This is a genomic window from Candidatus Dormiibacterota bacterium (assembly GCA_035532835.1).
Classification (GTDB): Bacteria; Vulcanimicrobiota; Vulcanimicrobiia; order Vulcanimicrobiales; family Vulcanimicrobiaceae; genus DAHUXY01.
The window spans coordinates 8,829-31,543 of the sequence record DATKQG010000013.1 but is presented as its reverse complement, the minus strand read 5'-3'; the positions used below and the strand labels follow the sequence as shown (position 1 = coordinate 31,543).

22 protein-coding genes are annotated in these 22,715 nt (G+C 64.6%); 3 read left to right on the top strand and 19 right to left on the bottom strand.

The features are described 5' to 3' along the window. Window positions 1–170 precede the first annotated feature (170 nt). The 3 genes from groL to VMW12_02075 all read right to left on the bottom strand — a co-directional run bounded on the left by groL (window position 171) and on the right by VMW12_02075 (window position 2,608). The gene (gene groL, locus VMW12_02085; protein HUZ48511.1) at window positions 171–1,844 is read right to left on the bottom strand and encodes a chaperonin GroEL; all 1,674 of its coding nucleotides are present in this window, start codon (window positions 1,842–1,844) and stop codon (window positions 171–173) included. An 18-nt stretch (window positions 1,845–1,862) separates the two neighbouring features. Next, window positions 1,863–2,168: a co-chaperone GroES gene (gene groES, locus VMW12_02080; GenBank protein ID HUZ48510.1), complete on the bottom strand. Its 306-nt coding sequence runs from the start codon at window positions 2,166–2,168 to the stop codon at window positions 1,863–1,865. A gap of 146 nt (window positions 2,169–2,314) precedes the next feature. Next, window positions 2,315–2,608, bottom strand: a complete 294-nt coding sequence (locus tag VMW12_02075) for a hypothetical protein (protein HUZ48509.1) — start codon at window positions 2,606–2,608, stop codon at window positions 2,315–2,317. Window positions 2,609–2,722: 114 nt separating this feature from the next. Here VMW12_02075 and VMW12_02070 point away from each other — a divergent pair, with 114 nt between their 5' ends. Both VMW12_02070 and alr read left to right on the top strand, forming a co-directional pair. Further along, window positions 2,723–3,196: a hypothetical protein gene (locus VMW12_02070; GenBank protein HUZ48508.1), complete on the top strand. Its 474-nt coding sequence runs from the start codon at window positions 2,723–2,725 to the stop codon at window positions 3,194–3,196. Continuing rightward, window positions 3,193–4,329, top strand: a complete 1,137-nt coding sequence (alr, locus tag VMW12_02065; GenBank protein HUZ48507.1) for an alanine racemase — start codon at window positions 3,193–3,195, stop codon at window positions 4,327–4,329. Before VMW12_02070 ends, alr begins: the two co-directional genes overlap by 4 nt. Here alr and hisA read toward each other — a convergent pair. The 4 genes from hisA to VMW12_02045 are packed head-to-tail and all read right to left on the bottom strand — an operon-like array spanning window position 4,319 to window position 7,437. Further along, on the bottom strand, window positions 4,319–5,041 hold the full coding sequence (hisA, locus tag VMW12_02060) for a 1-(5-phosphoribosyl)-5-[(5-phosphoribosylamino)methylideneamino]imidazole-4-carboxamide isomerase (GenBank protein HUZ48506.1): 723 nt from the start codon (window positions 5,039–5,041) through the stop codon (window positions 4,319–4,321). The two genes, alr and hisA, sit on opposite strands and share 11 nt — an antisense overlap. A 5-nt stretch (window positions 5,042–5,046) precedes the next feature. Then, entirely contained in the window at window positions 5,047–5,664 is a 618-nt protein-coding gene (hisH, locus tag VMW12_02055) for an imidazole glycerol phosphate synthase subunit HisH (protein ID HUZ48505.1), read from the bottom strand. A gap of 3 nt (window positions 5,665–5,667) precedes the next feature. Further along, window positions 5,668–6,258 carry an imidazoleglycerol-phosphate dehydratase HisB gene (gene hisB, locus VMW12_02050; GenBank protein ID HUZ48504.1) on the bottom strand — a complete coding sequence of 197 codons (591 nt, stop codon included), beginning with the start codon at window positions 6,256–6,258 and terminating at the stop codon, window positions 5,668–5,670. Window positions 6,259–6,261: 3 nt separating this feature from the next. Continuing rightward, window positions 6,262–7,437: a citrate/2-methylcitrate synthase gene (locus tag VMW12_02045; GenBank protein HUZ48503.1), complete on the bottom strand. Its 1,176-nt coding sequence runs from the start codon at window positions 7,435–7,437 to the stop codon at window positions 6,262–6,264. A gap of 183 nt (window positions 7,438–7,620) precedes the next feature. Here VMW12_02045 and VMW12_02040 point away from each other — a divergent pair, with 183 nt between their 5' ends. After that, entirely contained in the window at window positions 7,621–8,043 is a 423-nt protein-coding gene (locus VMW12_02040) for a DUF5069 domain-containing protein (protein HUZ48502.1), read from the top strand. A 3-nt stretch (window positions 8,044–8,046) separates the two neighbouring features. Here VMW12_02040 and VMW12_02035 read toward each other — a convergent pair whose 3' ends face one another. From VMW12_02035 to VMW12_01980, 12 genes are read right to left on the bottom strand one after another with little or no spacing between them, the layout of a single operon-like run. Then, a complete protein-coding gene (locus VMW12_02035) occupies window positions 8,047–9,453 on the bottom strand; it encodes an amidohydrolase family protein (protein HUZ48501.1) in 1,407 nt (468 codons plus the stop codon). Window positions 9,454–9,479: 26 nt separating this feature from the next. Next, window positions 9,480–10,442 (bottom strand): D-alanine--D-alanine ligase, encoded by a 963-nt coding sequence (locus VMW12_02030; protein ID HUZ48500.1) that lies wholly within the window; start codon window positions 10,440–10,442, stop codon window positions 9,480–9,482. A gap of 8 nt (window positions 10,443–10,450) precedes the next feature. Next, the gene (murB, locus tag VMW12_02025; protein ID HUZ48499.1) at window positions 10,451–11,413 is read right to left on the bottom strand and encodes a UDP-N-acetylmuramate dehydrogenase; all 963 of its coding nucleotides are present in this window, start codon (window positions 11,411–11,413) and stop codon (window positions 10,451–10,453) included. Beyond that, window positions 11,410–12,789 carry a UDP-N-acetylmuramate--L-alanine ligase gene (murC, locus tag VMW12_02020; protein HUZ48498.1) on the bottom strand — a complete coding sequence of 460 codons (1,380 nt, stop codon included), beginning with the start codon at window positions 12,787–12,789 and terminating at the stop codon, window positions 11,410–11,412. The genes murB and murC overlap by 4 nt, the downstream gene beginning before the upstream one ends. Further along, window positions 12,789–13,910, bottom strand: coding sequence for an undecaprenyldiphospho-muramoylpentapeptide beta-N-acetylglucosaminyltransferase (gene murG / locus VMW12_02015; protein ID HUZ48497.1), 1,122 nt, complete (start codon window positions 13,908–13,910; stop codon window positions 12,789–12,791). The genes murC and murG overlap by 1 nt, the downstream gene beginning before the upstream one ends. Further along, window positions 13,907–15,079, bottom strand: coding sequence for a putative lipid II flippase FtsW (gene ftsW / locus VMW12_02010; protein ID HUZ48496.1), 1,173 nt, complete (start codon window positions 15,077–15,079; stop codon window positions 13,907–13,909). Before ftsW ends, murG begins: the two co-directional genes overlap by 4 nt. Continuing rightward, window positions 15,072–16,475, bottom strand: coding sequence for a UDP-N-acetylmuramoyl-L-alanine--D-glutamate ligase (gene murD / locus VMW12_02005; protein HUZ48495.1), 1,404 nt, complete (start codon window positions 16,473–16,475; stop codon window positions 15,072–15,074). The genes ftsW and murD overlap by 8 nt, the downstream gene beginning before the upstream one ends. Beyond that, entirely contained in the window at window positions 16,472–17,434 is a 963-nt protein-coding gene (mraY, locus tag VMW12_02000) for a phospho-N-acetylmuramoyl-pentapeptide-transferase (GenBank protein ID HUZ48494.1), read from the bottom strand. The genes murD and mraY overlap by 4 nt, the downstream gene beginning before the upstream one ends. Continuing rightward, complete coding sequence (locus VMW12_01995) at window positions 17,431–18,135, bottom strand: coenzyme F420-0:L-glutamate ligase (protein HUZ48493.1); 705 nt, start codon at window positions 18,133–18,135, stop codon at window positions 17,431–17,433. The genes mraY and VMW12_01995 overlap by 4 nt, the downstream gene beginning before the upstream one ends. Then, window positions 18,132–19,511 (bottom strand): UDP-N-acetylmuramoyl-tripeptide--D-alanyl-D-alanine ligase, encoded by a 1,380-nt coding sequence (gene murF / locus VMW12_01990; GenBank protein HUZ48492.1) that lies wholly within the window; start codon window positions 19,509–19,511, stop codon window positions 18,132–18,134. Before murF ends, VMW12_01995 begins: the two co-directional genes overlap by 4 nt. Next, window positions 19,508–20,956, bottom strand: a complete 1,449-nt coding sequence (locus tag VMW12_01985) for a UDP-N-acetylmuramoyl-L-alanyl-D-glutamate--2,6-diaminopimelate ligase (protein ID HUZ48491.1) — start codon at window positions 20,954–20,956, stop codon at window positions 19,508–19,510. The genes murF and VMW12_01985 overlap by 4 nt, the downstream gene beginning before the upstream one ends. Then, window positions 20,946–22,715, bottom strand: coding sequence for a penicillin-binding protein 2 (locus tag VMW12_01980; GenBank protein ID HUZ48490.1), 1,770 nt, complete (start codon window positions 22,713–22,715; stop codon window positions 20,946–20,948). Before VMW12_01980 ends, VMW12_01985 begins: the two co-directional genes overlap by 11 nt.

The following is a 22,715-nucleotide window of genomic DNA, read 5'->3' as shown; positions in this document are numbered from 1 at the left end:
GGCCCCGTACGACCGCCGCTAAGGAGCCCGCAACGCACGACAACGAAGCCCGTGCCATGAAAAAACAAGCCCCGCATTACTGTGGGACTTGTTCTGTTTCGCAAGTGCGATTGCGACATTTGGGCCCAAGGGGCCCGGATTGGGGCGGCCTGTCGTGGCCGCCCCAATCCCTACATCATGTCGTAGCCGCCCATGCCGCCCGGCATTCCGCCGCCGGCACCGCCGCCGTCCTTCTTCGGTTCCGGCTTATCGGCGATAAGCGTTTCCGTCGTGAGGACGAGGGCTCCGATCGAGGCTGCGTTCTGCAGCGCCGAGCGCGTGACTTTGAACGGTTCCACGATACCGGCTTTGAACATGTCGACGACGTCGCCCGTCATCGCGTCGAAGCCCAGCGGAGCGTTCTTCAGCTTGATGTTGTTGACCTCAACCGAGCCTTCAAAGCCCGCGTTGTACGCGATCTGACGAAGCGGCTCTTCGAGCGCCTTCTTGATGATGTCCAGGCCGATCTTCTCGTCCACCCAGGTTGCGCCGTGACCGTTGGTCTTCGGTGCAGTCGCGATGTACTTCTCGATCGCCTTGATCGCGTGGACGAGGGACGAACCGCCGCCCGGGATCATGCCTTCTTGCACGGCAGCGCGCGTCGCCGAAAGGGCGTCTTCGATGCGGTGCTTCTTCTCTTTGAGTTCGGTCTCGGTTGCGGCGCCGACTTGAATGACGGCCACGCCACCGGAGAGCTTGGCAAGACGCTCTTGCAGCTTCTCGCGATCGAAATCGGAGTCGGTCTCTTCGACCTGACGCTTGATCATCTCGATGCGGCCCTTGATCTCTTCTTGCTTGCCGCCACCGTCAACGATGGTCGTCTCTTCCTTGGTAACCGTGACGCGCTTGGCGGTGCCGAGCTGGTCCGGAGTCACCTTGTCGAGCTTGAGGCCGAGCTCTTCGGAAATCACGGTCGCGCCGGTGAGCGCGGCGATATCCTTGAGCATCTCTTTGCGGCGGTCGCCGAAGCCCGGCGCCTTGACCGCAACCGACGTGAACGTGCCGCGCAGCTTGTTGACGACCAGCGTCGCAAGCGCTTCACCTTCGACATCTTCGGCGATAATGAGCAACGGCTTCTGAACCTGAACGACCTTCTCGAGCAGCGGAAGAATGTCGGCAATTGCCGTGATCTTACGCTCCGTCACGAGAATGAAGGGGTTGTCCAGAATCGATTCCATGCGCTCGCTGTCGGTCGACATGTACGGCGAGATGTAGCCCTTATCGAACTGCATGCCGTCTTTGGTTTCGACTTCGGTCTTGAGCGTACGCGATTCTTCGACGGTAATGACGCCGTCTTTGCCGACCTTCTCCATCGCTTCGGAGATCAGGTGGCCGATTTCCTTATCGTTCGCCGAGATCGATGCGACCTGAGCGATCTTCTCTTTGGTGTCGACGATCTGCTTGAACGATTCCATCTCGCCGACCGCGACTTCGACGGCCTTCTCGATGCCGCGCTTGATGAGCAGCGGGTTGCTGCCGGCGGTCACGTTGCGGAGGCCTTCGCGGATGATCGCCTGAGCGAGCACCGTTGCGGTGGTGGTGCCGTCGCCGGCGATATCGTTGGTCTTGGAAGCGACTTCCTTAACCAGCTGCGCGCCCATGTTTTCGAACACGTCGGGCAGTTCGATTTCTTTGGCGATGGTGACGCCGTCGTTGGTGATCGTCGGCGAGCCGAATTTCTTGTCGAGGACGACGTTACGACCCTTGGGGCCGAGCGTCACCTTCACGGCGTCGGCGAGCATGTTCGCGCCGCGCTCGAGCGCGCGACGCGCATTTTCGTCAAATATGAGTTGCTTTGCAGCCATGATTTAGTTCAACACTCCTTAAGCGTGAGCCGGGACTTTGTCAACGATGGCGAGGACGTCTTTTTCAGACACGATCAGCAGCTCTTTGCCGTCGATCTTGATCTCGCTACCGGAATACTTGGAATAAATGACGCGATCGCCGACCTGGACGCTCATCGGAAGCGTCGTGCCGTTGTCGAGCACGCGGCCGGTGCCAACCGCACGAACCATGCCCTCTTGCGGCTTTTCTTTAGCAGTGTCGGGAAGGAAGATACCACCGGTGCTCTTCTCATTCTGTTCGACGTGCTCGATGACCACGCGATCGCCCAAAGGCTTGAGATTCACGAAAACCTCCAAACGAAGTTACAAATACTTAGCATTTCTTTGCATTGGCAGTCTTAGCAAAAGAGTGCCAGCCCAGCGATTCTAGCAGACTCGCTCGGTGACTGCAAGCTCTTAATGTCGGGCGGAAGGAGCGTTTTGCGGGGCGATTAGACCGTGAGGTGGGCGAAGCTGGGGCTGCCCAGCACGAAGCCGGCCACCAGAGCCACCGCAAAGACAATGAGGAAGACGCGCGGGAGGGCGCGGGGGCTGGCAAACCCGATCAGCACGAGGCCGACGCCCAGCGCGACGATCCCGGCGGTGAGCACCTGCATGGCGGCGCTCTCTCGCAGGGCCATCCACAGCACGAAAGCGCTGCCTAATCCGAGGACTGCCGCCAAGAGGCCCGAGGAGCCCCAAATCACCATGTCGGTTCGAGCGCGTAAGGGTTCGCGTTCCATCATAAGGCCATGGTACCCAACCAACCCTGCGCTAATCCTTAGAGCAACGTAAACCTGAGAGCAAGCATGGGCACCGGGCGTCAAGGCGCATCGAACGCCTGGTCGAAGCATCGGCTCATGGCTACTTCTCGCGCCCTACCCTGGGGCTCCATCATCACGCAGGCCGTGGTTGCCGGCCTCGTCGCCGGCATTTTCATCGAGGCCTACCTCTGGGCCACTATCATCGTCCCCGCCCACGGCAGCCTGCTGCAATCGTGGCAGTGGGTCGCCTCGACGGTCATCGGCAAGCAAGCGTTCACCAGCCTCTCGTTTGCCTGGCTTGGCCTGCTGATCCATCTGCTAGTCGCTATCGGCTGGGCCGGCGGCTATGCCTACCTCGCATCGACGCGCCCGTATATGAACGAGCGCTGGTACATTTCCGGGCCGATCTATGGCTTCGTGGTGTACATGTTCATGGAAATCGTGCTTTTGGGCGACAACAACTTCGTCTGGCCCGCATCGCTGCCCGCATTCTTCAACTATGCGATCGGCGCGCACGTCATCTTCTTCGGCATGCCGCTCGCATTCGTCGTGGCGCGCATGGATCGATGATCGGACGGCTCGAGATTTCGCTGCCGGCGCTGCGTCGCAACGCAACCGCGCTGGCAGCGCTCGTCGGAGGCCGCAACCACGCCGCATTCGTCGTGAAGGCGAATGCCTACGGGCACGGCGCCGTGCAAACCGCGCTCGCCGTGGAAGCCCTGGGCACGAAGCTTTGCGTCTATGCGTTCGAAGAAGCGCTCGCGCTGCGCGAGGCCGGCATCACCGCTCCCATCTTGGTGTTGGGCCCGGTCCCGCCCGACGCGCTCGAAGCGGCCGTCAATGCGAAGCTGGAATTGGCGCTCTGGGATACCAAGCACTTCGCCCATCAACTCGCGGCGGCGGCGCGCAAGCGTGCGCGGCTCGCGCGCGTGCACGTCAAAATCAACACCGGGCTGAACCGTTTGGGCATCGAGCCGAGCGATCTTGCCGACACGGTGGAAGACTACGTGCGCATCGCCGATATCGAAATTGCCGGCATCTTCTCGCATCTCGCCGCGGCCGAAGAGATCGATTCCCCGTACACGATGTTCCAACTCGAGCAATTCGACCACGCGTGCGCGCAAGCGCACGCCGCGCTCAGCACGCGCCACTTCACGCCGACGCGACACATCGCGGCATCGGCAGCCGCGATGCTGTGGCCGGCGACGCGCCTGGATATGACGCGCTTCGGCATAGCGCTTTATGGCCTTTGGCCTTCGCCGCAGACGCGCGAAGGAATGGCCGGGCACGGCTTAGCGCTCGAGCCGGCGCTCTCGTATCGTTCTTCGCTGGTCGTCACGCGAACGATCGCCGCCGGGGCCGCCGTCGGCTACGGCAACACGTTTCACGCGCCGCGCGAGATGCGCATCGGCATCGTGCCGCTCGGATATGCCGACGGCATTCCGCGCGCGCTCTCCAGTCGCGGAGCGTTTGTCGTCGACGGCATTCGCTGCCCCATCGTCGGGCGCATCGCCATGAACATGACATTCGTCGATATCACGCACGCGCCGCGCGCGCATGTGGAAACGCCGGTGACGCTGATCGGCACCGACGGCGAAGCGAACGTCTCCGCAGACGATTGGGCGCACTGGGCCGAAACGATCAACTATGAAATCGTCGCACGCTTACCAAGCGAACTCCCGCGCGTCTACCTTACCGGCTAACGGCCGCGATCGCCTCGGCGAGATCCATCGTTCCCTTATAGAGCGCGCTGCCCACGATGCACGCATCGACGGCAGCCGGCGCTTGTGCGGCAAGGAGCTGCAGGTCGGCCAGATTGCGCGCACCGCCGCTCGCGGTAATCTTCACGTCCGCGGCCGCCGCCACCGCGCGCAGCGCGTCGATATCGTATCCTTCGCCCATACCGTCGCGCGCGATCTCGGTGAAGATGACGCGCGTCACGCCCCATAACGCGACCCGTTTTACCAGGGAATCGCGATCGACGGGCGTGCGTTCGCTCCAGCCGCGCGTCGCGACGAACGATCCGCGCGCGTCGATGCCGGCGATCACGCGGTCGCCCAGCACGGCGATGATGTTCCGCGCGGTGCGCTCCTGCTCCACTAAAATCGTGCCGATGATGACGGCCGCGGCGCCCGCATCGAGACGCGCCTTCGCGTGGTCGAGCGTGCGAATGCCGCCGCCCGTCTGCACCGGCACGTCGACCGCCTTACAGATGCGCGCGATCGCCTGCGTGTTCTCGCCCGAGCCGAACGCCCCGTCGAGATCGATCACGTGCAAACGCTGCGCCCCGGCTTTGACGAACGCCTTCGCGCGTTCGACGGGATCCTCGTCATAGACCGTAGCGGTGGCCAACTCGCCCTGCTCCATTCGCACGCATTTACCGGCTTGCAGGTCGATCGCGGGTATCACCATCATGGTCGTCATTCTCCTCGGACAATTGCTAAAAAGTTACGCAACAGCGTCGCGCCGGTCGATTGGCTCTTCTCGGGATGAAACTGCGTCCCCATCACATTCCGTTGCGCGACCACCGACGAAAAGCGCTCGCCATGCTCGGTGATCGCGGCCGTCGCCGGCCCAACCGCCGCCCGGTACGAGTGCATGAAGTATGCGTACTCGCCATCGGCCAGCCCCGCGACAAACGGATGATCGCTCGTGGTTTCCAGGCGGTTCCAACCCATGTGCGGGATGCGCGGCGCATCCTTGAAACGCTCGATCGGGCCGGGCAAAATGCCCAAACCATCCACCGTACCGAACTCCAGCGAACGCTCGAAGAGAATCTGCATGCCGACGCAGATCCCCAGAAACGGGCGTTCGTCCTCGATCGAACCACGAATCGCATCGTCGAGGCCGCGCTCGTGTAGAGCCGCCATCGTCGCACCGAACGCGCCGTCGCCGGGAAACATCGTCGCGCGCGCCGCGCGCACGACCGCGGCGTCGCCGCTTACGGTGTAGTCGACACCTTCGCGTTCGAGCGCGGCCAGCAACGACCCGAGGTTTCCGCCGCCATAATCGATGACGACTACTTCCGAGGCACGCAAATGCTACTCGATAACGCCCTTGGTCGATGGGACATCGGCCGAAGAGCCAACGCGCTTGGCCTGCGCGAAAGCGCGCGCGAATGCTTTGAACGTCGCCTCGCACACGTGGTGCGCGACGTGCCCGTTCATCTGCACCAGATGGAGCGTGATTTTCGCGTTATCGGTGACCGCGCGAAAGAATTCGCCGATCATCTCGGTGGGCAGCGCGCCCAAATCCTCGCGCAGAAACTGCACCTGGAAATTCAGATACGGCCGGCCCGAAATATCGACGCTGGCGGCGATGAGCGCCTCATCGAGCGGCACCATCACCGACCCGAACCGCTCGATTCCGCGCTTCTCTCCGAGCGCCTGATGGATGGCCTTGCCGAGCGCGATGCCGACATCCTCGATCACGTGATGGTTGTCCATGCCGTCGCCGGTCGCGCTCACGCGCAGCCCGCAGCCGGAGTGCTTCGCAAACGCCGCGAGCATATGATCGAGAAAATCGACGCTCGAAGCGACCTCGACGGCGCCGCCGTCAAGATCGATTGCAAGCTCGATCGTCGTTTCGCTCGTGGCGCGGGAGACCGCGCCGACGCGCCCCCCGCCGGGCACCGTTTACGCCCCGGCCAGCGCTGCGGAGCGCTGCTCGATTGGAATGAACGGCCCGGGCGGCGGGCCGGTGTAGGCAGCTTGCGGCCGAATCAGACGATTATCGTGTAATTGTTCGAGCGCATGCGCGCCCCAGCCGGCGACGCGGCCGCACGCAAAGAGACACGTGAACTCATCGCCCGGCAACCCGAGATCCGCCAGCACCGGAGCCGTGTAGAAATCGACGTTCGCGTAGATCTTGCGATCCGGCTTGGCCTCTTGCAGTACTTTGTTGCTCGCGTCTTCGAGCGAGCGCGCGATCGCGTACCAATTCGTATCGCCGCGATAGTTGCTGAGCTTCTGCGCGATCGCTTCGAGATGGCGCGCGCGCGGATCGCGCACGCGATACTCGCGATGCCCCATCCCCATGATGCGATTGCCTTTGGCCAGTTCGTCGCGAACGAACGCCTCGGCGCGAGCGGGCGACCCGATCGCAACCAAATTGTTGTACGAGGCGCTGGCGGCGCCGCCGTGGAGATCGCCGTTGAGGGTGGCGAGCGCCGAGGTAACCGACGCGTAGAGGTCGGCGCGCGTCGACGCGGTCACGCGGGCCGCGAACGTCGAGGCGTTGTACGAGTGGTCGGCCAGCAGCACCAGATACGTGTTGACCGCCGCCTCTTCGATTTGAGCCGGCATCTTGCCGGTGCGCATGTAGAGGAAATTGGCGGCGTGGGAGAGATCGGCGCGCGGTTCGACCGGTTCGAGCCCGCGGCGAATGCGATCCCACGATGCCAAGATCGTGGTCATCTTGGCGATCAGCTCGATCGCACCGTGAATATCGCAGACGTGCTCGCCTTTGTTGTTCACCGGGGAGAAGAGCGCGAGCCCGCTGACGATCGTGCGCAGAACGTCCATCGGCCAGGCCGTCTTCGGCACGCTCTGCATCGCCGCGACCAGCGGCTCCGGCAACGCCCGCCGGGATGCGAGTTCGTGCTTGAGCGCGTCCAACTCGTCTCGCGTCGGAAGGTGACCATACAAAAGCAAGTGCACGACTTCTTCGAACGACACGTTCGGGGCGAGATCGTCCATATCGTAGCCGCGGTACGTGAGACGACCGATCGTCCCTTCGACATTACTCAGGACGGTGGAACCGACAACCACACCTTCGAGCCCACGATCGACGACCAAACCGGTGGTAGACAAGCATTCCTCCAGCGGGCATATCCCCCGCGATTAGCTAGGCAGCATTCGATAATTTTGAGGGTCGCAAGGCGCGAGCCTCCTTAGCATGATACCCGCTATCAATGCTAACGGGTAATGCTACTTTTGTTGCACGATGGCGAAAACGTGCAAGAACGTGACGCTCTCACGGTAAAGTTCCCCCGCATGAAGCCTCTGAACCTCACCAAGAGCCCGCCCCGGAGCCCTCAAGAGAAGCTGGGCGGCCTGCTCATGCTCGCCCGAACCATCGATAAGCTCCGCGCATCGCTGCCCGGCGGCGACCTCGGCGCCTACCAAGTCCCAGGCTTCAGCACCCGGCTGCTCAGCGAGCTCGGCATCGCCGAAAGCGCGCTCCAGGAAGCGGTCGCCAAGGCGGAGACCGAGGACGAAGTGGTCGCATTCGTGCACGCGAATAGCGACGCGTCGAAGTACCCGGGCATCAACGAATCGTTCGCGAGCCTGCGCATCGCGGATCGCCTCGGCAACGAGAGCTTCGTCGCCAAGTATCCCATCACGCAGAAACTCCCGCCCGAAACGTCGCTCCTCGAAATGCTCGAGTACGACGACTGCGACGCCTTTCTGCAGTAGGGGCTAGACCGCCAACTCGCCGATATCGATCCGGGCTCCGGCCCGCATCAGGAGGACGGGCAACGCCTCGATCGCATCGATATTGCTCGACGGATCGCCGCTGAAGGCGACGATATCGGCGCGTTTACCGGGCGCCAGCGTCCCGCGATCGTTCGCGCCGATGAGCGCGGCCGCGTTGCTCGTCGCCGACCTGAGCACGTCGATGGGATGCATGCCCATGCGGACCAACAGGCCGAAATCGCGCTTGTTTTCGTGATGCGGAAAGACGCCGGCGTCGGTGCCGTACGCAATCGGAACGCTCGATGCGATGGTGCGTTGCATGCCTTCGTCGCGCAGTTTCTTCGCGTACTCGGCCTTCTGTAGCGACCCCGGCGCGATGTGGTTGGGGTTGCCGGGCTGTAAAATCGAATCGAGCGCCCAGATCGTCGGGGTCATGTGGGTGCCGCGCTGCTGCATCTTGGCCAGCGTCTTCTCGCTCACGCCGGTGCAATGCTCGACGCAGTGCACGCCGCCGTCCACCGCTACCGCAATGCCCTTGTCGCCGTGCGCGTGCGCGGAGACTTTGCGACCGAACTTGGTGGATTCGTCGACCACGGCCTGAATCTCGTCGAGATTCATTTGCGGAACGTCCCACACGTCGCCGTACGAGAGCACGCCGCCGGTTGCGAGGATTTTGATGTGATCGACGTGATTCTTCACGTGCTCGCGGACGATTTCGCGAAAACCGTACGGCCCGTACGATACGGCGCCGAACCCGACGCCGGAATCTTCGTGGACCCAGTCGGGGATATCGTTCGTATCGCCGTGACCGCCGGTGATCGAGAGTGCGGTGCCGGCGGCAAAGATCGCCGGGCCGACGATCGCGCCGTCGGCGATCGCGTTGCGCAGCGCTAAATCGATACCGGCACCGCCGCCGACATCGCGAACCGTGGTAAATCCGTTGCGCAGCATCGTCTGCGCGTTGCGAATGCTGTAGAGCGTGGCTTCGGGCACGTTATCGGCAGCCGAGTTCTTCCCCATCATCGAAACCATGTAGTACGACGGGACCACCCGCGCCGCAACGTGCGTGTGGCAATCGATCAGTCCCGGCATCAGCGTCGCGTCACCCAGATCGATGACGTGCGCGTCGCTCCCCGCATCGCCCGCATGCATCGAAACGATGCGGTCGCCCCGCAGCACCAAGACGCCCGGCACGTGCAACGCACGGCCATCGAAAAGACGAGCGGCTTTGAGCACCGTCACCTGCTCGGCTGCGCGCGCGCGGCCCGGAATCAGCAACGACGCAACGGCCGCGCCGGCTCCCGCTAGAAACGTTCGGCGGCCGAAGGCCTGCGTCGCCTCGCTGAAGATGCGGCCGGAGTAGGGAACGTGCGGGCAACGGCAATCGAGCCCGTGAGTACTATCGTGCATGGTGTTCCTCCAGAGAGAGAGCGGCGTTAAGCAATCTGCCGGACGTCGGTGCGCGCGAGCGCGTACCCGATCAGTCGTTCGACCAGCGCTTCGTAAGAAATGCCGATTGCGGCACAGGCATCGGGAACGAGGCTCGTTGGGGTGAGCCCGGGCAACGTATTCACTTCCAGGATGTACGGGCGTCCTTCCGGGCTGACGATGAAGTCGGTGCGCGAGTAGTCGCGCAAGCCCAGCAGCCGGTGCACCGAAAGCGCGAGCATCTGCAGACGCGCCGCTAAATCTTCGTCGATCTGCGCGGGCACGATATGCGTGCTTCCACCGGGTTGGTATTTCGCATCGTACGAATAGAATTCACCGCCGTTCGCTATGATTTCGATCACCGGTAGCGCTTCTTCGCCAAGTACGACGCACGTAAACTCGCGCCCCGATAAGAATTCCTCGGCCATGATCTGCGCGTAATTGCGCGCGGCGCCGATCATCGCGTTGGTCCATTGCTCGTGCGTGGTGACGATCTGCACGCCGACCGATGAGCCTTCAAAGCGCGGTTTCACCACCAACGGCAGATCGAGTACTCCCGGTAACAGCGGCAACGTCCCACCCGAGAGATCGAACAGGTCCCAGGCTGCGGTCGGCAGGCCTTCGGCGGCGAGCAATTTTTTCGTGAGGTGTTTATCCATCGCGAGCGCCGACGCTTCGACGCCGGACCCGGTGTAGGGAACGCCGAGATACTCGAGGATGCCTTGAATTTGGCCGTCTTCGCCGCCGGGGCCGTGCAAAGCGTTGAAGACCACGTCGGGTTTGATTTCGCGCAGCGCGTCGATGAAGCGCGCGTCGTAGTCCAGCGAGTGCGCCTCGTATCCGAGCGACAGCAGCGCGCGCATCACGCCCGACCCGCTCTGGATCGAAACTTCGCGCTCCGAACTCGAGCCGCCCATAACGACCGCCACTTTGGCTTCGCGGATCTTCACGTTCGCGCTATCGTAACCCATATCGCGCCTTACTCCTCTTCACGATCCACAAAAACCCCTACTAGGTGCACTTCCAATTGTAACTCTACGCCGAATCGATCGTTGACGGCACGCCGTATGCGAGCCAGCAACGTCGCTACGTCCTTCGCGCTCGCGCCACCGGTGTTGTTGATGAAATTTGCGTGGAGGGGGGATACTTCCGCACCACCGGCGCGCCACCCCTTGGCGCCCGCCGCCTCGATGAGCCGGGCCGCTTTATCGTCGGGCGGATTGCGGAAGCACGATCCCGCGTTCGGGAGCGCGATCGGCTGCGTGCTCTTGCGCCGCACCAAGCGTTGCTGCATCTCTTCGCGCACCGTCGCGACGTCGCCGCGCTCGAAGCACAGCGTCACGCGCGAAACGATCGCGTCGCGCGCGAGCGTGGTGTGGCGATAGTAATACTGCACCGACACCGCATGCGGTTCGGGCCGGCTGGGCGATTGCACCCACACGTCGCGGACGAAATCGCCCATCTCACGATCGGTGCCCGCGTTCATGCGGAGCGAACCACCGGCGGTGCCGGGAATGCCGGCCAGCGAGCCGATGCCCAGCGCGCCCGCCGAAGCGGCTTTTGCGGTCATCGCGGCCATGCCGGCCGACGCTCCCGCTTCCACCAATACGGTATCGGCTTCGGTGCGTACCGCGACGTCGGCGAACGCACCGCCGAGCCGAATGACGATACCGCGTATGCCGCCGTCGCCGACCAAGAGATTGCTGCCGCTCCCGAGCACGAACCACGGGAGTTTGCGCCTGAAGCACAGGCGCATCACCGCCGCCACGTCGTTCTCGCTGTGGCAATGCACCAACGCATCGGCAGGGCCGCCGATTTTCCACGAAGTGAACGGCGCGAGCGATTCGTCGAAGCGCACGCGGTCGCCTAATATCGCTTGCAACGCTTGGCGATCGCCGTCCTCGAGCAGGCTGGCCGTGGCCGAAGCGGTGGTCGCGCTCATGCCGGTGCGCCCACGCCGTTAACGCGCTGTGCTAGACGGGCCGCGATTTCGGTGATGTTGCCGGCCCCGAGCATGAGCACGAGCGAACCGGGAGGCGCTTCGTCGAAGATGCGCTCCTCCAAATCGTCGACGCGCGCGACGTAGCTCACGCGCGTTCCCAGCGCTCCAAGCAACTCTCCGATCGAGCGTTCGCTCACGCCCGGGATCGGCGCCTCGGATGCGGCGTAGATCGGCGCGAGATAGACGCGGTCGGCCCCGCGCAGCGAATCCGCGAAATCGCGCGCCAGAAACGCCGTGCGCGAATAACGATGCGGTTGGAACGCGACAACGACCGGGCCGCGGTGGTACTGCCGCGCGGCCGCGATCGTCGCGCGGACCGCGGTCGGGTGGTGCGCGTAGTCGTCCACTACCATCATGCGATCGCTCCGAGCCAAAATATCGAAGCGTCGCCGAACCCCGCGAAACGCGCGCAACCCGTCGGCGATGCGCGGGAACGGCACTTCGAGTTCGCGCGCCACCGCGATGGCCGCGAGCGCGTTTTGCACGTTGATTTCGCCGGGGACTTGCATCTCGATCGTGCCCAGGCATACGCCACGCACGATCGCATCGAACGTCACGCCCAAGCCGTCGAACCGTAAGTTCACCGCGCGCACGTCGGCTCGCGGGCCGAACCCGAACGTGACCGTTCGCGAGCGACGTGCGCTTTCAACCAGCGAAGCGGTGAGGGCGTTATCGACGCCGACGATGGCGGTGCCGTCATCGGGCAATTTCGCAAGAAAGGCTTCGAAGGCGCGCACCAAATGCGGCAACTCGTCGTCGCTCTGCAAGTGATCGTTTTCGATGTTATTGAGGACGGCCATCGCCGGTTCGAGCAACGCGAACGATCCGTCCGATTCGTCGGCCTCGGTGACGAACCAAGGTGACGCCCCGTCGTGCGCGTTCGTGCCGAGCGCGCCGTCGATCCCGCCGAGCACTAAGCTCGCGTCGATTCCGCCGGCCCGCAGCACCGCGTGCGCCATCGCGGTCGTCGTGGTCTTCCCGTGCGTACCGCAGATCGCGATGCCGCGCCGTTCGCGCACGAGCTGCGCGAGCATCTCGCCGCGGTGCAGGATCGGGACGCCCGAACGCTGCGCCGCGACGTACTCCGCGTTGCGACGATCGATCGCCGAGCTGACGATGACGGTGGTCGCGCCGGCGATATTTTGCGCGTCGTGCCCGATGGTTACGAGCGCGCCCTCTTGGCGCAGTTGTTCGAGCAGCGGGGTAGCCTTCATATCGGATCCGCTCACGCTCTGGCCGCGCGCCAATAGAATGCGCGCGATCGCGCTCATGCCGATCCCGCCAATACCGATAAAATGCCAGCTCGCCGTCCCCATTACCCGAGCGTCTTTCGCGCCGCGAGCGCATCTATCCGGGCGAGAATCGTCGCAATCGGCGAACCATTTTGCAAGCCCAGCGCGGCGGCGCGCATCGCATGCAAGCGTTCGGGCACGATCGCGCGCTCGAGCGTCGCCGCAAGCTGCCCGGCGGCCAGTTCCCGATCGGTCATCAGGATGGCGGCGCCGGCCTCTGCGAAGACTTCCGCGTTGCGCGTTTGATGGTCGTCGGCAGCGTGCGGATACGGTACGAGGATGGAAGGAAGCCCGACGGCCATGAGCTCGCCGAGCGTCGACGCGCCCGCACGCGCGAGCACGAGGTCGGCCGCGGCGTATGCATCGGCAACGTCGTTCAGGTAGGGGCGCACCGCCGGGCCCGCGTCGGCGCCGAGCGCGGTGCGAACGCGATCGTACTCGCGCTCGCCCGTCACGTGGATCAGTTGCCACCCCGACGGAAGCGCGTGCCTCGCAATCAGGCCGGCGAGCGCGTCGTTGATCGAGCGGGCTCCTTGGCTGCCGCCCATCGCCAGCAGCGTTTTGCGTTCGGGCGAGAGCCCGAGGCGCGCCAGCGCCGCCTCGCGCTGCGGCAGCCGCGCGAGCGAAGCCCGCACCGGGATGCCGGTATGCACGTACTTGCCCGCAAAGCGCGGGTCGGCCTCGCGAAAGGCACCCCACACTTCGTCGACCAGCGGAGCCAGCAACCGGTTGGTCAGCCCCGGGCGAGCGTTGGGTTCGAGCAGCGCGATCGGCGCGTGAAGCCTCCGCACGATATGCAACCACCGCGCCGCGAGTACGACGGGGAAACAGACGTAGCCGCCGGTCGCGATCACGAGGCGCGGCTTTAAACGAGCGAGTAAAAAAGCGCTCTGCCACGCCCCGCGCGCGTTCGCGACGAGCGTGCGCAGGAGTTCGAACGAGAGTTTGCGCGTGAGCGGACGGCTACGCACGGTATAGAGGCGGTAGCCGGCCTCGGGAACGATCGTGGCCTCGAGCCGATCGGCCGTTCCGATGAAAGCGATGCGATCCGGCGACCCCAACGCCTGCGCGATGGCGATCGCGGGATAGAGATGCCCGCCGGTTCCGCCGCCCGCAAACACCACCGCGCCGTCACGCGCGTTCATTCAGCGCTGACGCGGCGGTGGCGGCCGACGTTCGCGATGAGTGCGACGGCGACCAGATTGACGATCAGCGAACTTCCGCCGAACGAAATAAACGGGAGCGGCACGCCGGTTACCGGCCACGACGACGTGACGACGCCGATATTGATGAAGGCTTGAATCACGATCAGGGCCGTGCAGCCCGCCGCGAGAAAGAAGCCGAAGCGATCGGACGCGGCAATCGCAATGCGAATCGCGCGGTAGGCGAAGAGCAGAAAGAGCGCGACGACGGCGAGCGCGCCGAGCAACCCCAGCTCCTCGCCCAAAACGGAGAAAATAAAATCGGTGTATTGCTCGGGCAGGTAGAAGAATTTCGCACGCGAGGCGCCTAAGCCGACGCCGAACAGGCCGCCGCTCCCGAGCGCGAGCAACGACTGCACGATGTGAAAACCGGTGTTGAGCGGGTCGCGCCACGGGTCGATGAACGCGAAGATGCGCGCGCGCTTATACGGGCTGGCAAGGATCGTTAGCACCACCGGCGGTACCGTCGCGAGAAAAATCGCGAACAGGTGCGCGATGCGCGCTCCCGCCGCAAAGAACATCGCAAACGCGATCATCGCGAGCAAGCTGGCAGTGCCCATATCCGGCTCTTTGAGGATCAGCACCGACATGATCGCCACCGGAATGCAGAGCGGAATCAGCCCCTTGGCAAGCGATACGATGCGTTCGCCTCGCTGCGCCAGCATCGCGGCCAGGTAAACGACCAGCGCGAGCTTCGCAAATTCCGAGGGCTGGAAGCTGAGCGAATGAATGCCGATCCAACGCCGCGCTCCGTTGACGACGAGCCCGACGTGCGGCACCAATACCAGCAACAGGCTCAAGATCGAGGCCACCAAAATGTACGGCGCCGCGCTCTTGAGTTTGTGGTAATCGATGCGATAGGCGCCATACGCGACGGCCGCACCCACGACGAGCCATACGAATTGGCGCTTGACGAAATAGGCCGTATCCCCGTTCTGCGCGTACGCGGTCGCGCTCGATGCGGAGTAGATCATAACCAGGCCGATACCCACCAGCGCCACCACGGCGAGAAAGAGGAGCGTATCCGGCGGCGTCGCGATGTACGGGCGCGAGGTTGTCGTCGTGCGTTGCTCGCGCGCGGAACGCGGCTGAACGCGCGCGGCGTTACGCATCGGCGTGCTCCTTGAGCGCTCTTACCGCGCGGCTGAATTGGTCGCCGCGATCCTCGGCCGAACGAAACATATCGAACGACGCGCAGCCGGGCGAGAGTATCACCACGTCGCCCGGCTGCGCGAGCTCCGCGGCACGCGCGACCGCGGCAATCATCGTCGCGGCGCGCTCGGTCGGGACGCCTTGTGCGCCGGCCGCAATCTCGTCCGCCGCCTCGCCGATCGCTACGAGTGCCTTGGCGCACCGGCGAATCTCGGCGCCCATTTCGGCAAAATCCGTGCCTTTCGAACGCCCGCCCGCAATCAACACCACGGGCCGATCGTAGGCATGCAATGCCGCGACGACCGAGCCGGGATTGGTGGATTTGGAATCGTCGACGTAGAGCACGCCGTCCACTTCGGCTACGGGTTCGAGCCGGTGCGGCATCGCCCGGAAGGTTTTGACGCCCTCGCGCAACGCGCGTATATCGCAGCCGATCGCCAACGCCGCCAGCATCGCCGCCATCACGTTCTGCACGTTGTGTTCGCCCGCGAGCGGAATTTCGCCGCGCTCGATTGCAACGATGGGGCGCGGGTCGCCGGCGATCGGCGCGTACACCACCGCATCGCCGTGGCAGTACATCGTTGCGGGGTCGCGGCGTTCTCCCAGCGTGAACCACAGCGGCCGGGCTTGCAACCGCGATTCGGTCGCGGAGTTCTGCAACGCCGCGATGCGCTCGTCGTCCAAGTTGCCGACGAACGTATCCGTCCGCGACTGGTTGGCGAAGATGCGAAACTTCGCTTCGGCATATTCATCCATCGAGAAATAGCGGTCGAGGTGATCGGGCGCGAGGTTGAGCAGCACCGCGACGCGCGGCTTGAACGAGCGGATCGTTTCCAACTGGAACGACGAGACCTCGGCTATCACCCACTCGTCGGGTGCGGCATCGACGACCTCGGCGATCAACGGGTTGCCGATGTTTCCGCCCACGCGCACGCGCAGGCCGCAGGCACGCAGCAAGTGGCCGATCAGCGCGGTCGTGGTGGATTTGCCCTTCGTCCCCGTTACCGCAATCATCGGCGCGCGGCAGAGCCGGTAGGCCACTTCGATTTCGCTGAATACCGGAACGTTCGCGGCTTGCACCGCGCGTACGACCGGCGAGGTGAGCGGGACGCCCGGCGAGAGCACGGCGGCGGTGAACGACGGCAGCAACGGTGCGAGCGCGCCGGCTGCGACAAACTGCGCGCCCGCGCCTTCGATCCGCGCGATGGCATCGGCGAGCTCGGCGGCCGGTTTTTCGTCGGTCGCGTGCACGCTCGCGCCGCGCTCGCGCAGCACCCGCGCGCTCGCAAGGCCGCTCTTCCCGATGCCGATAATCAGCACGCGCTCCGACGCGCCAAAGGTTCCGAGCGCGCTCATCGCACCACCGCCAGCGCGACGACGGACAAGAGGAACGACGCGATCCAAAAGCGCGCGGTCACCTTGGTTTCAGCCCATCCGCCGAGCTCGAAATGATGGTGGAGCGGGCTCATGCGAAAGATCCGCTTGCCGCCGCTGGCCTTGAAATACAGCACTTGCACGATCACCGAGAGCGCCTCCGCGACGAAAACGCCGCCGATCAGGAGCAGCAGCAGCATCTCGCCTTCCACGATCGCGATACCCGAGAGCAGCGCTCCCAGGGCCAGCGACCCCGTATCGCCCATGAACATGCGCGCCTTGTAGCGATTGTAGATGAGAAAGCCGCAACCCGCGCCGATGCCGAGCAACGCCGCTTCCGTCGGCGCGCGCAGCCCAAGTTCGAAGCCGACGACGGTGAGGACCGCGAGCGGCGGCAACATGGTGCCGGTTGCCAAGCCATCCAAACCGTCGGTGAGATTGACCGCGTGAATCGTCCCGGTTACCGCAAGGATGCCGAGCAGCAACCACAGCCAATGCGGCGCGACCAGCGAGTAGGTGCCCGCGTGAAAGAGCACGTCGCGCGGAAAGAAATCGTACGATTCCGAGAGCGCGCGCAAGAACACGATCGCGATGAGCGCCGTCGCCAGGTACTTCGTGCGCGCGCGCAGCCCGCGGTTGCGTCCGAAGCGGATGCCCAGATAGTCGTCGATAAATCCCACGGCGCCGCAAGCCAAGACGAGCAGAAACAGTTCCAGGGCAAATGGGATTTTCACCCCTGCGAGCATTGGTAAGAGCGCAACGATGAAGAGGATGCCGCCCATGGTGGGCGTGCCGGTCTTTCCTTGATGCGTCTCCGGCGCGTCTTCGTAGGCGCGCTGGTTGAACTGCAGCCGGCGCAGCGCCGCCAGCAGCGCCGCGCCGCCGAACGCCGCAATCAGAAACCCCACGGCGAGCGAGACGAGCATCCACGGAATCGTCATGGCGCCGCCTCGTACAGCGGGTTCGCGCCGGCGCCACGCCATTTGAGCACGACGATCGGCGTTTGTTCGTCGGCGTTGCCGTGCGGGTTATCGAGCAAGGCGTTCTCGACGACGGTACGCCGGACGTCGAGCGACGCGCCCAGAATTTTCGCCTTCTCCAAATCGTTGGCATCGACGACGACGCAGCCGATGCCGGTGCGTTCGAGGACCGATTGCGCGAACGCGTCCGGTTCGCGCGGGGCCAGCACGATGGCGCGCTCGAACGGCGGCAGCGTACCGGTATATCCGTCGATGGCCGTAATCGCTTCGCCCATCACTTCGTAGAAGACGCCGCGTTTGCCGCGCAGGCGCCCGAGGACGTGAGCGACCGCCGCATAGAGGACGCGCCATTGGCCGACTTCGTCGATAACCAATTGCAGCGACTCCGGCTGGTTGACCGTTGCGAGCGCGCCCGCGCGCCGCGCGAGCACGTACGCGAGCTTCGAGGGCCGCACGAATTCCGCCGGAACGAACGCGCCCTGCGCGATGGCGACCGCCGTCTCGGAAATCGCGATCACATCGCCGGGGCGCGCGATGCCTTCGACGGCACGCTCGACGATGCCGATCAAATCGTCGCCCGAGCGCACGAGTTGCGTGCGCACCGGGAGCGCGACCAGCCCGGCGGGGACTTCGGAGCGTGCGACCAACAGAGGGCGGCTCATACCTGCAACCCCTGTAAGACTTCCTCTAACTTGTACTTGCGCGAACCTTTGAGCAACACCACGTCGCCGGTGCGCGAGCGCTCTCGTAGCCATCGCACCGCGTCATCATTCGTCGCGAACGTGGCGATGCGCTCCCAGGAGAGCCCTGCGTCGCGTGCGCCGCGCACCAACTCCTGCGCGTACTCGCCGCCGGCAAGCAACCAATCGACGTTCGCCGCCGCGGCATGCGCGCCGACGCGCTCGTGCAACGCGGGCGCTTCACTCCCTAGCTCCGCCATGCTGGCAAGCACGGCGATATGCGTGGCGCCCGGTTCCTGCGCGAACGCATCGAGCGCTGCCATCATTCCGCTCGCGTTCGCATTGTACGCATCGTAGATCACGCGCACGCCGTTGCGCAGCAGGACCGATTCAAAGCGGCCGGGCGGAAGATGCAGGCCCGGCACGAGCGGGAGCATGGCCTCAACCTCAACCCCGAGTTCGCATGCCGCGGCGAGCGCGGCCGCAAGGTTGTACCGATTATGCTTGCCGGGCAGTAGCACGTCGATATCGTAATCGCGTACGCGTTGCCCATCGCGTTCGCGCAGGAGCGTGCGCCCGACCAGCGTGGTCGAACGTCCCGGAAACTCGAGCGCCGCGTCGGTATCGAGCGCCGCGAACCAGTGCGCATCCCGCGGGAGCGACGAGGCTCGCTCGCGGGCGACGGCATCGTCCAGATTCAGCACGGCGCGCGCGCCTTCGCCAAAGATCGCCCATTTCGTTTCGGCCAAGCGCTCGCGCGACCCCATGATTTCCAAGTGGGCTTCGCCGACGTTGGTGAGGATGCCGACGTGCGGCCGCGCGATCGCCACCAACGCGGCGATATCGCCGTAGTTACGCGCGCCCATCTCCACGACGAGCACGTCGTGCTCTTCGTTCGAGGCCGCCAGCAGCAACTTGCTCACGCCGATTTCGTTGTTTTCGTTGGCCGGCGAGGCGAGCACGCGTTCGCCGAATCGTGCGGCCAACAATTGCGCGGCCAGCACTTTGGTCGTCGTCTTGCCGGTGCTTCCCGTGATCGCCAGCACGCTTCCACGAAAGGCCGCTCGCGCCGCGCCGGCCAGCGCCATGTAGGCTCGCAGCGTGTCGGGTACCAAGAGCGTCGCCGTGCCGGGGACGCGTGCTTGCGGGTCGTCGATGATCACCGCCGCCGCACCCTTGGCGATCGCTTGCGCCACATACGCGTGCCCGTCGAAGTTTTCTCCGCGCAGCGCCAGAAACGTATCGCCGCGCTCGATCGTGCGCGTATCGGTGACGATGCGCAGCAGCGCGGGTGCTAGAGCTCCGTCGAAGAGCTCGGCCTTCGTCGCCGAGAGGGCGCTATCGAGCGAAAGGCTCATCGTTGGAGCACCTCGCGCGCGACCGTTGCATCGTCGAACGGCAGAACGTCATCGCCGACGAGCTGATACGATTCGTGGCCCTTCCCGGCGATCAGCACGACATCGCCCGGGGCGGATTCATCGATCGCCTGCGCGATCGCCGCGCGCCGGTCCAACTCCGCAACGAACGCGTGGGAGCCCAGGCCCGGAATAATCTCGTCGAGAATCGCACGCGGATCTTCCGAGCGCGGATTGTCGCTCGTAATGTAGATGCGATCGGCGACGCGAGCCGCAACGGCCCCCATCTCGGGGCGCTTTCCGCGGTCGCGATCGCCGCCGCAGCCGAATACCACCGCTAACTTTCCGGTCGATGTCTCGCGCAACGCGGCCAGCGCATTTGCCAGCGCGTCGGGCGTGTGCGCGTAATCGATCACGACGTCGATATCGCGTCCGCGCAAGTGTTCCATGCGCCCGGGCACCCGCACCAACTCCGCCAATCCGCGCGCGCTGGCCGCATCGCCGACGCCGAGCGTGCGCGCCACGCCGATGGCGGCGAGCGCGTTGGCAACGTTAAAACGCCCCGGCAGCTTGACCGCGAACGCCGTACCGTCGAGCGTGAACGTGCTGCCGTTTGGTGCGATGCGCACCGCGGTAGGATGCAGATCGGCCGGCGCATCGAGCGCGTAGGTGAGGGTGGGAATGCGCGCGCCCACATCGGTGTGCCACTGCCTGCCGTGCGCGTCATCGAGGTTCAATACGGCAGCATCAGCCATGGTGAAAAGGTGCCGTTTCGCCGCGGCGTATGCTTCGAGCGTTTGGTGAAAATCGAGATGGTCGCGCGTCACGTTCGTGAGCGCCGCCACCCGAAAATGGACGTCTTCGACGCGGTCGAGCGCGAGCGCATGCGAACTCACCTCCAACGCCACGGCCCGCGCACCCGCGCCGCGCATCTCGGCCAGGATCGCGTGCAGCTCCGGCGGCTGCGGCGTCGTGTGTTCCAGCGGCCACCGCCGCTCGCCGAGCTCCGCGCCGACGGTGCCGATGATGCCGCACGAAATCCCGCCGGTTTCGAGAATGGCCGCGATCATGCGCGTGGTGGTGGTTTTGCCGTTCGTACCGGTAACGCCGATCACGTCGAGCTCGCGCGACGGATCGCCGTAAAAGGCGGCGGCGATGGCCGAGAGTGCGCGACGCGCGTTCGGCACGTACAGGTAGGTGACGTTCGGGCGCTGCGGCACCGACGCGCCCATCTCGAGCACGATGGCGGCCGCACCGCGCACGAGCGCCTGATCGACGAACGCGTGCCCGTCCGCGTGTTGCCCTCGCAACGCGACGAAGAGCGCGCCGATCACCACGCGCCGCGAATCGATCTCCAGCGACGTGACCGCGCGATCGCGGTCGCCCACCACCAGCGTGCTCGCCGGAAGGCGCTGCAACACATCGGCAACGCGGACGCTATTGGGCATGCGGCGTCACCATCACTTGCGTACCGTCGTCCGCGCGCATGCCGGTGGGCAAGATGCCATCGTGCAACATCGCCGCGCGCGCGATGCGCACGAACGCCGGCGCCGCGACGACGCTGCCGTAATACGACCCGACCGGGCGCGAAATTTTCACCAAGATTACGTACTTGGGATGATTCGCCGGAATCATGCCGATGAAGGATGCGACGTACGCGCCGGGTTGGTATACGCCGTTCTCCACCATCTGCGCGGTGCCGGTTTTGCCGGCGGTCGTGTACCCCGGGATCTGCGCGGACGGATCGCCCGTACCGCGCACCACCACGGCGCGCAAATAGCCGCGCAGAATCGCCGCCGTCTTCGCCGAGAAGATGCGCCGTTCGATTTCGGGCCCGTATTGATAGATGAGGCGGCCCTTCGCGCTGAGGACCGCGTGCAAGATGCGCGGGCGCAGCAAAATGCCGCCGTTCGCGATCGCGCAATAATAACGCGTGAGCGCCAGCGGCGTGATGGAGACGCCCTGCCCGAACGACATCGTCGCAAGCGACGAATCGCTCCACTGCGACGGCGGCGGGACGATGCCGGGGTTTTCGCCGGGCAAGCCGATGTGGGTGGACGTGCCGAAGCCCGCTTTCCGCTCCATCGCATAAAACGTGTGCGCGCCGATCGACATGCCCACTTCGGCCGCGCCGACGTTATGCGAGTATTCGATGATCTGCTCGAGCGTCTCGCTGCCGCCGGTGCCCGCCATGAAGCCGTCTTCCGCGTTGTGGATGACGTGGCCGCCGACGGCAAGCGTATCGTGCGCCGGGAAGCGCGATTGCGGCGTTACTTTACCCGACTCGATCGCGGCGGCCGCGGTAACGAGCTTGAAGGTGGAGCCCGGCTCGTAGGCATCCATCACCGCGCGGTCGCGCTCTTGGTTGTACGAGTACTTCCAGAAATGATTGGGATCGAAGTGCGGGACGTTCGCCATCGCCAGCACCGCGCCGGTCTGCGGATCCATCACGATCGCGGTGCCGTCGCTCGCGTGGAACTTGCGCACTTGCTGATCGAGCGCTTCTTCGGTTTCGAATTGCAGATACGAATCGATCGTGAGTTCGATATTGAGCCCGGGCTGCGCGGGCTTGATGATCGTCTCGCGCCCGAACGGGAGCGGACGGCCATACTCGTCGGTCTCGAGCGTTACCTTGCCGGAGCGACCCTTGAGATAGCGATCGTAATAATATTCGACGCCGTCGAGCCCGTTCTCATCGGTACCGACGAAGCCCAAGATCGTGGAAGCCATATCGCCGACGATATCGATGCGGCGGCCGGTATCTTCTTGCTTGAGCTGGATGCCCGGCATATCGAGCGCGCGCACCTTGACCGCGACATCGTGTTTGACCTTACGCGCGACCCAGTAGAACCAGACCCGCTTATCGTGGATGGTGGCGACGAGCGTAGGATCGAGTTTGCCGAAGATGCCCTGCAGCTTTTGGACCGCGAGATCGGGATCGGTGATGTCGTGCGGGACGACATACACGCTTTCGGACGGCAACGAACGCACGAGCACGGCGCCGTTGCGATCGAGAATGCTGCCGCGGCGCGCGAACACATCGACGGTATCGGAGCGTTGCGCGAGCGCCTCGCGCGCAAGCACGGGGCCTTGCATCACCTGAACGCTATAGAGCCGCCATGCAAGAAAGACCGCGACGGCGGCCATGATGTAGAAAAAGACTTTCGCGCGCATCGGTGCGATGCGCGCGAACGCACGGTTATGCAC

Bases quoted from the DNA above. Each gene is read 5' to 3' on its own strand.
- groL (HUZ48511.1), bottom strand. From the start codon at position 1,844: ATGGCTGCAAAGCAACTCATATTTGACGAAAATGCGCGTCGCGCGCTC.
- VMW12_02075 (HUZ48509.1), bottom strand. From the start codon at position 2,608: ATGATGGAACGCGAACCCTTACGCGCTCGAACCGACATGGTGATTTGG.
- VMW12_02070 (HUZ48508.1), top strand. From the start codon at position 2,723: ATGGCTACTTCTCGCGCCCTACCCTGGGGCTCCATCATCACGCAGGCC.
- alr (HUZ48507.1), top strand. From the start codon at position 3,193: ATGATCGGACGGCTCGAGATTTCGCTGCCGGCGCTGCGTCGCAACGCA.
- hisA (HUZ48506.1), bottom strand. From the start codon at position 5,041: ATGATGGTGATACCCGCGATCGACCTGCAAGCCGGTAAATGCGTGCGA.
- VMW12_02040 (HUZ48502.1), top strand. From the start codon at position 7,621: ATGAAGCCTCTGAACCTCACCAAGAGCCCGCCCCGGAGCCCTCAAGAG.
- VMW12_02035 (HUZ48501.1), bottom strand. From the start codon at position 9,453: ATGCACGATAGTACTCACGGGCTCGATTGCCGTTGCCCGCACGTTCCC.
- VMW12_02030 (HUZ48500.1), bottom strand. From the start codon at position 10,442: ATGGGTTACGATAGCGCGAACGTGAAGATCCGCGAAGCCAAAGTGGCG.
- murB (HUZ48499.1), bottom strand. From the start codon at position 11,413: ATGAGCGCGACCACCGCTTCGGCCACGGCCAGCCTGCTCGAGGACGGC.
- murC (HUZ48498.1), bottom strand. From the start codon at position 12,789: ATGGGGACGGCGAGCTGGCATTTTATCGGTATTGGCGGGATCGGCATG.
- murG (HUZ48497.1), bottom strand. From the start codon at position 13,910: ATGAACGCGCGTGACGGCGCGGTGGTGTTTGCGGGCGGCGGAACCGGC.
- ftsW (HUZ48496.1), bottom strand. From the start codon at position 15,079: ATGCGTAACGCCGCGCGCGTTCAGCCGCGTTCCGCGCGCGAGCAACGC.
- murD (HUZ48495.1), bottom strand. From the start codon at position 16,475: ATGAGCGCGCTCGGAACCTTTGGCGCGTCGGAGCGCGTGCTGATTATC.
- mraY (HUZ48494.1), bottom strand. From the start codon at position 17,434: ATGACGATTCCGTGGATGCTCGTCTCGCTCGCCGTGGGGTTTCTGATT.
- VMW12_01995 (HUZ48493.1), bottom strand. From the start codon at position 18,135: ATGAGCCGCCCTCTGTTGGTCGCACGCTCCGAAGTCCCCGCCGGGCTG.
- murF (HUZ48492.1), bottom strand. From the start codon at position 19,511: ATGAGCCTTTCGCTCGATAGCGCCCTCTCGGCGACGAAGGCCGAGCTC.
- VMW12_01985 (HUZ48491.1), bottom strand. From the start codon at position 20,956: ATGCCCAATAGCGTCCGCGTTGCCGATGTGTTGCAGCGCCTTCCGGCG.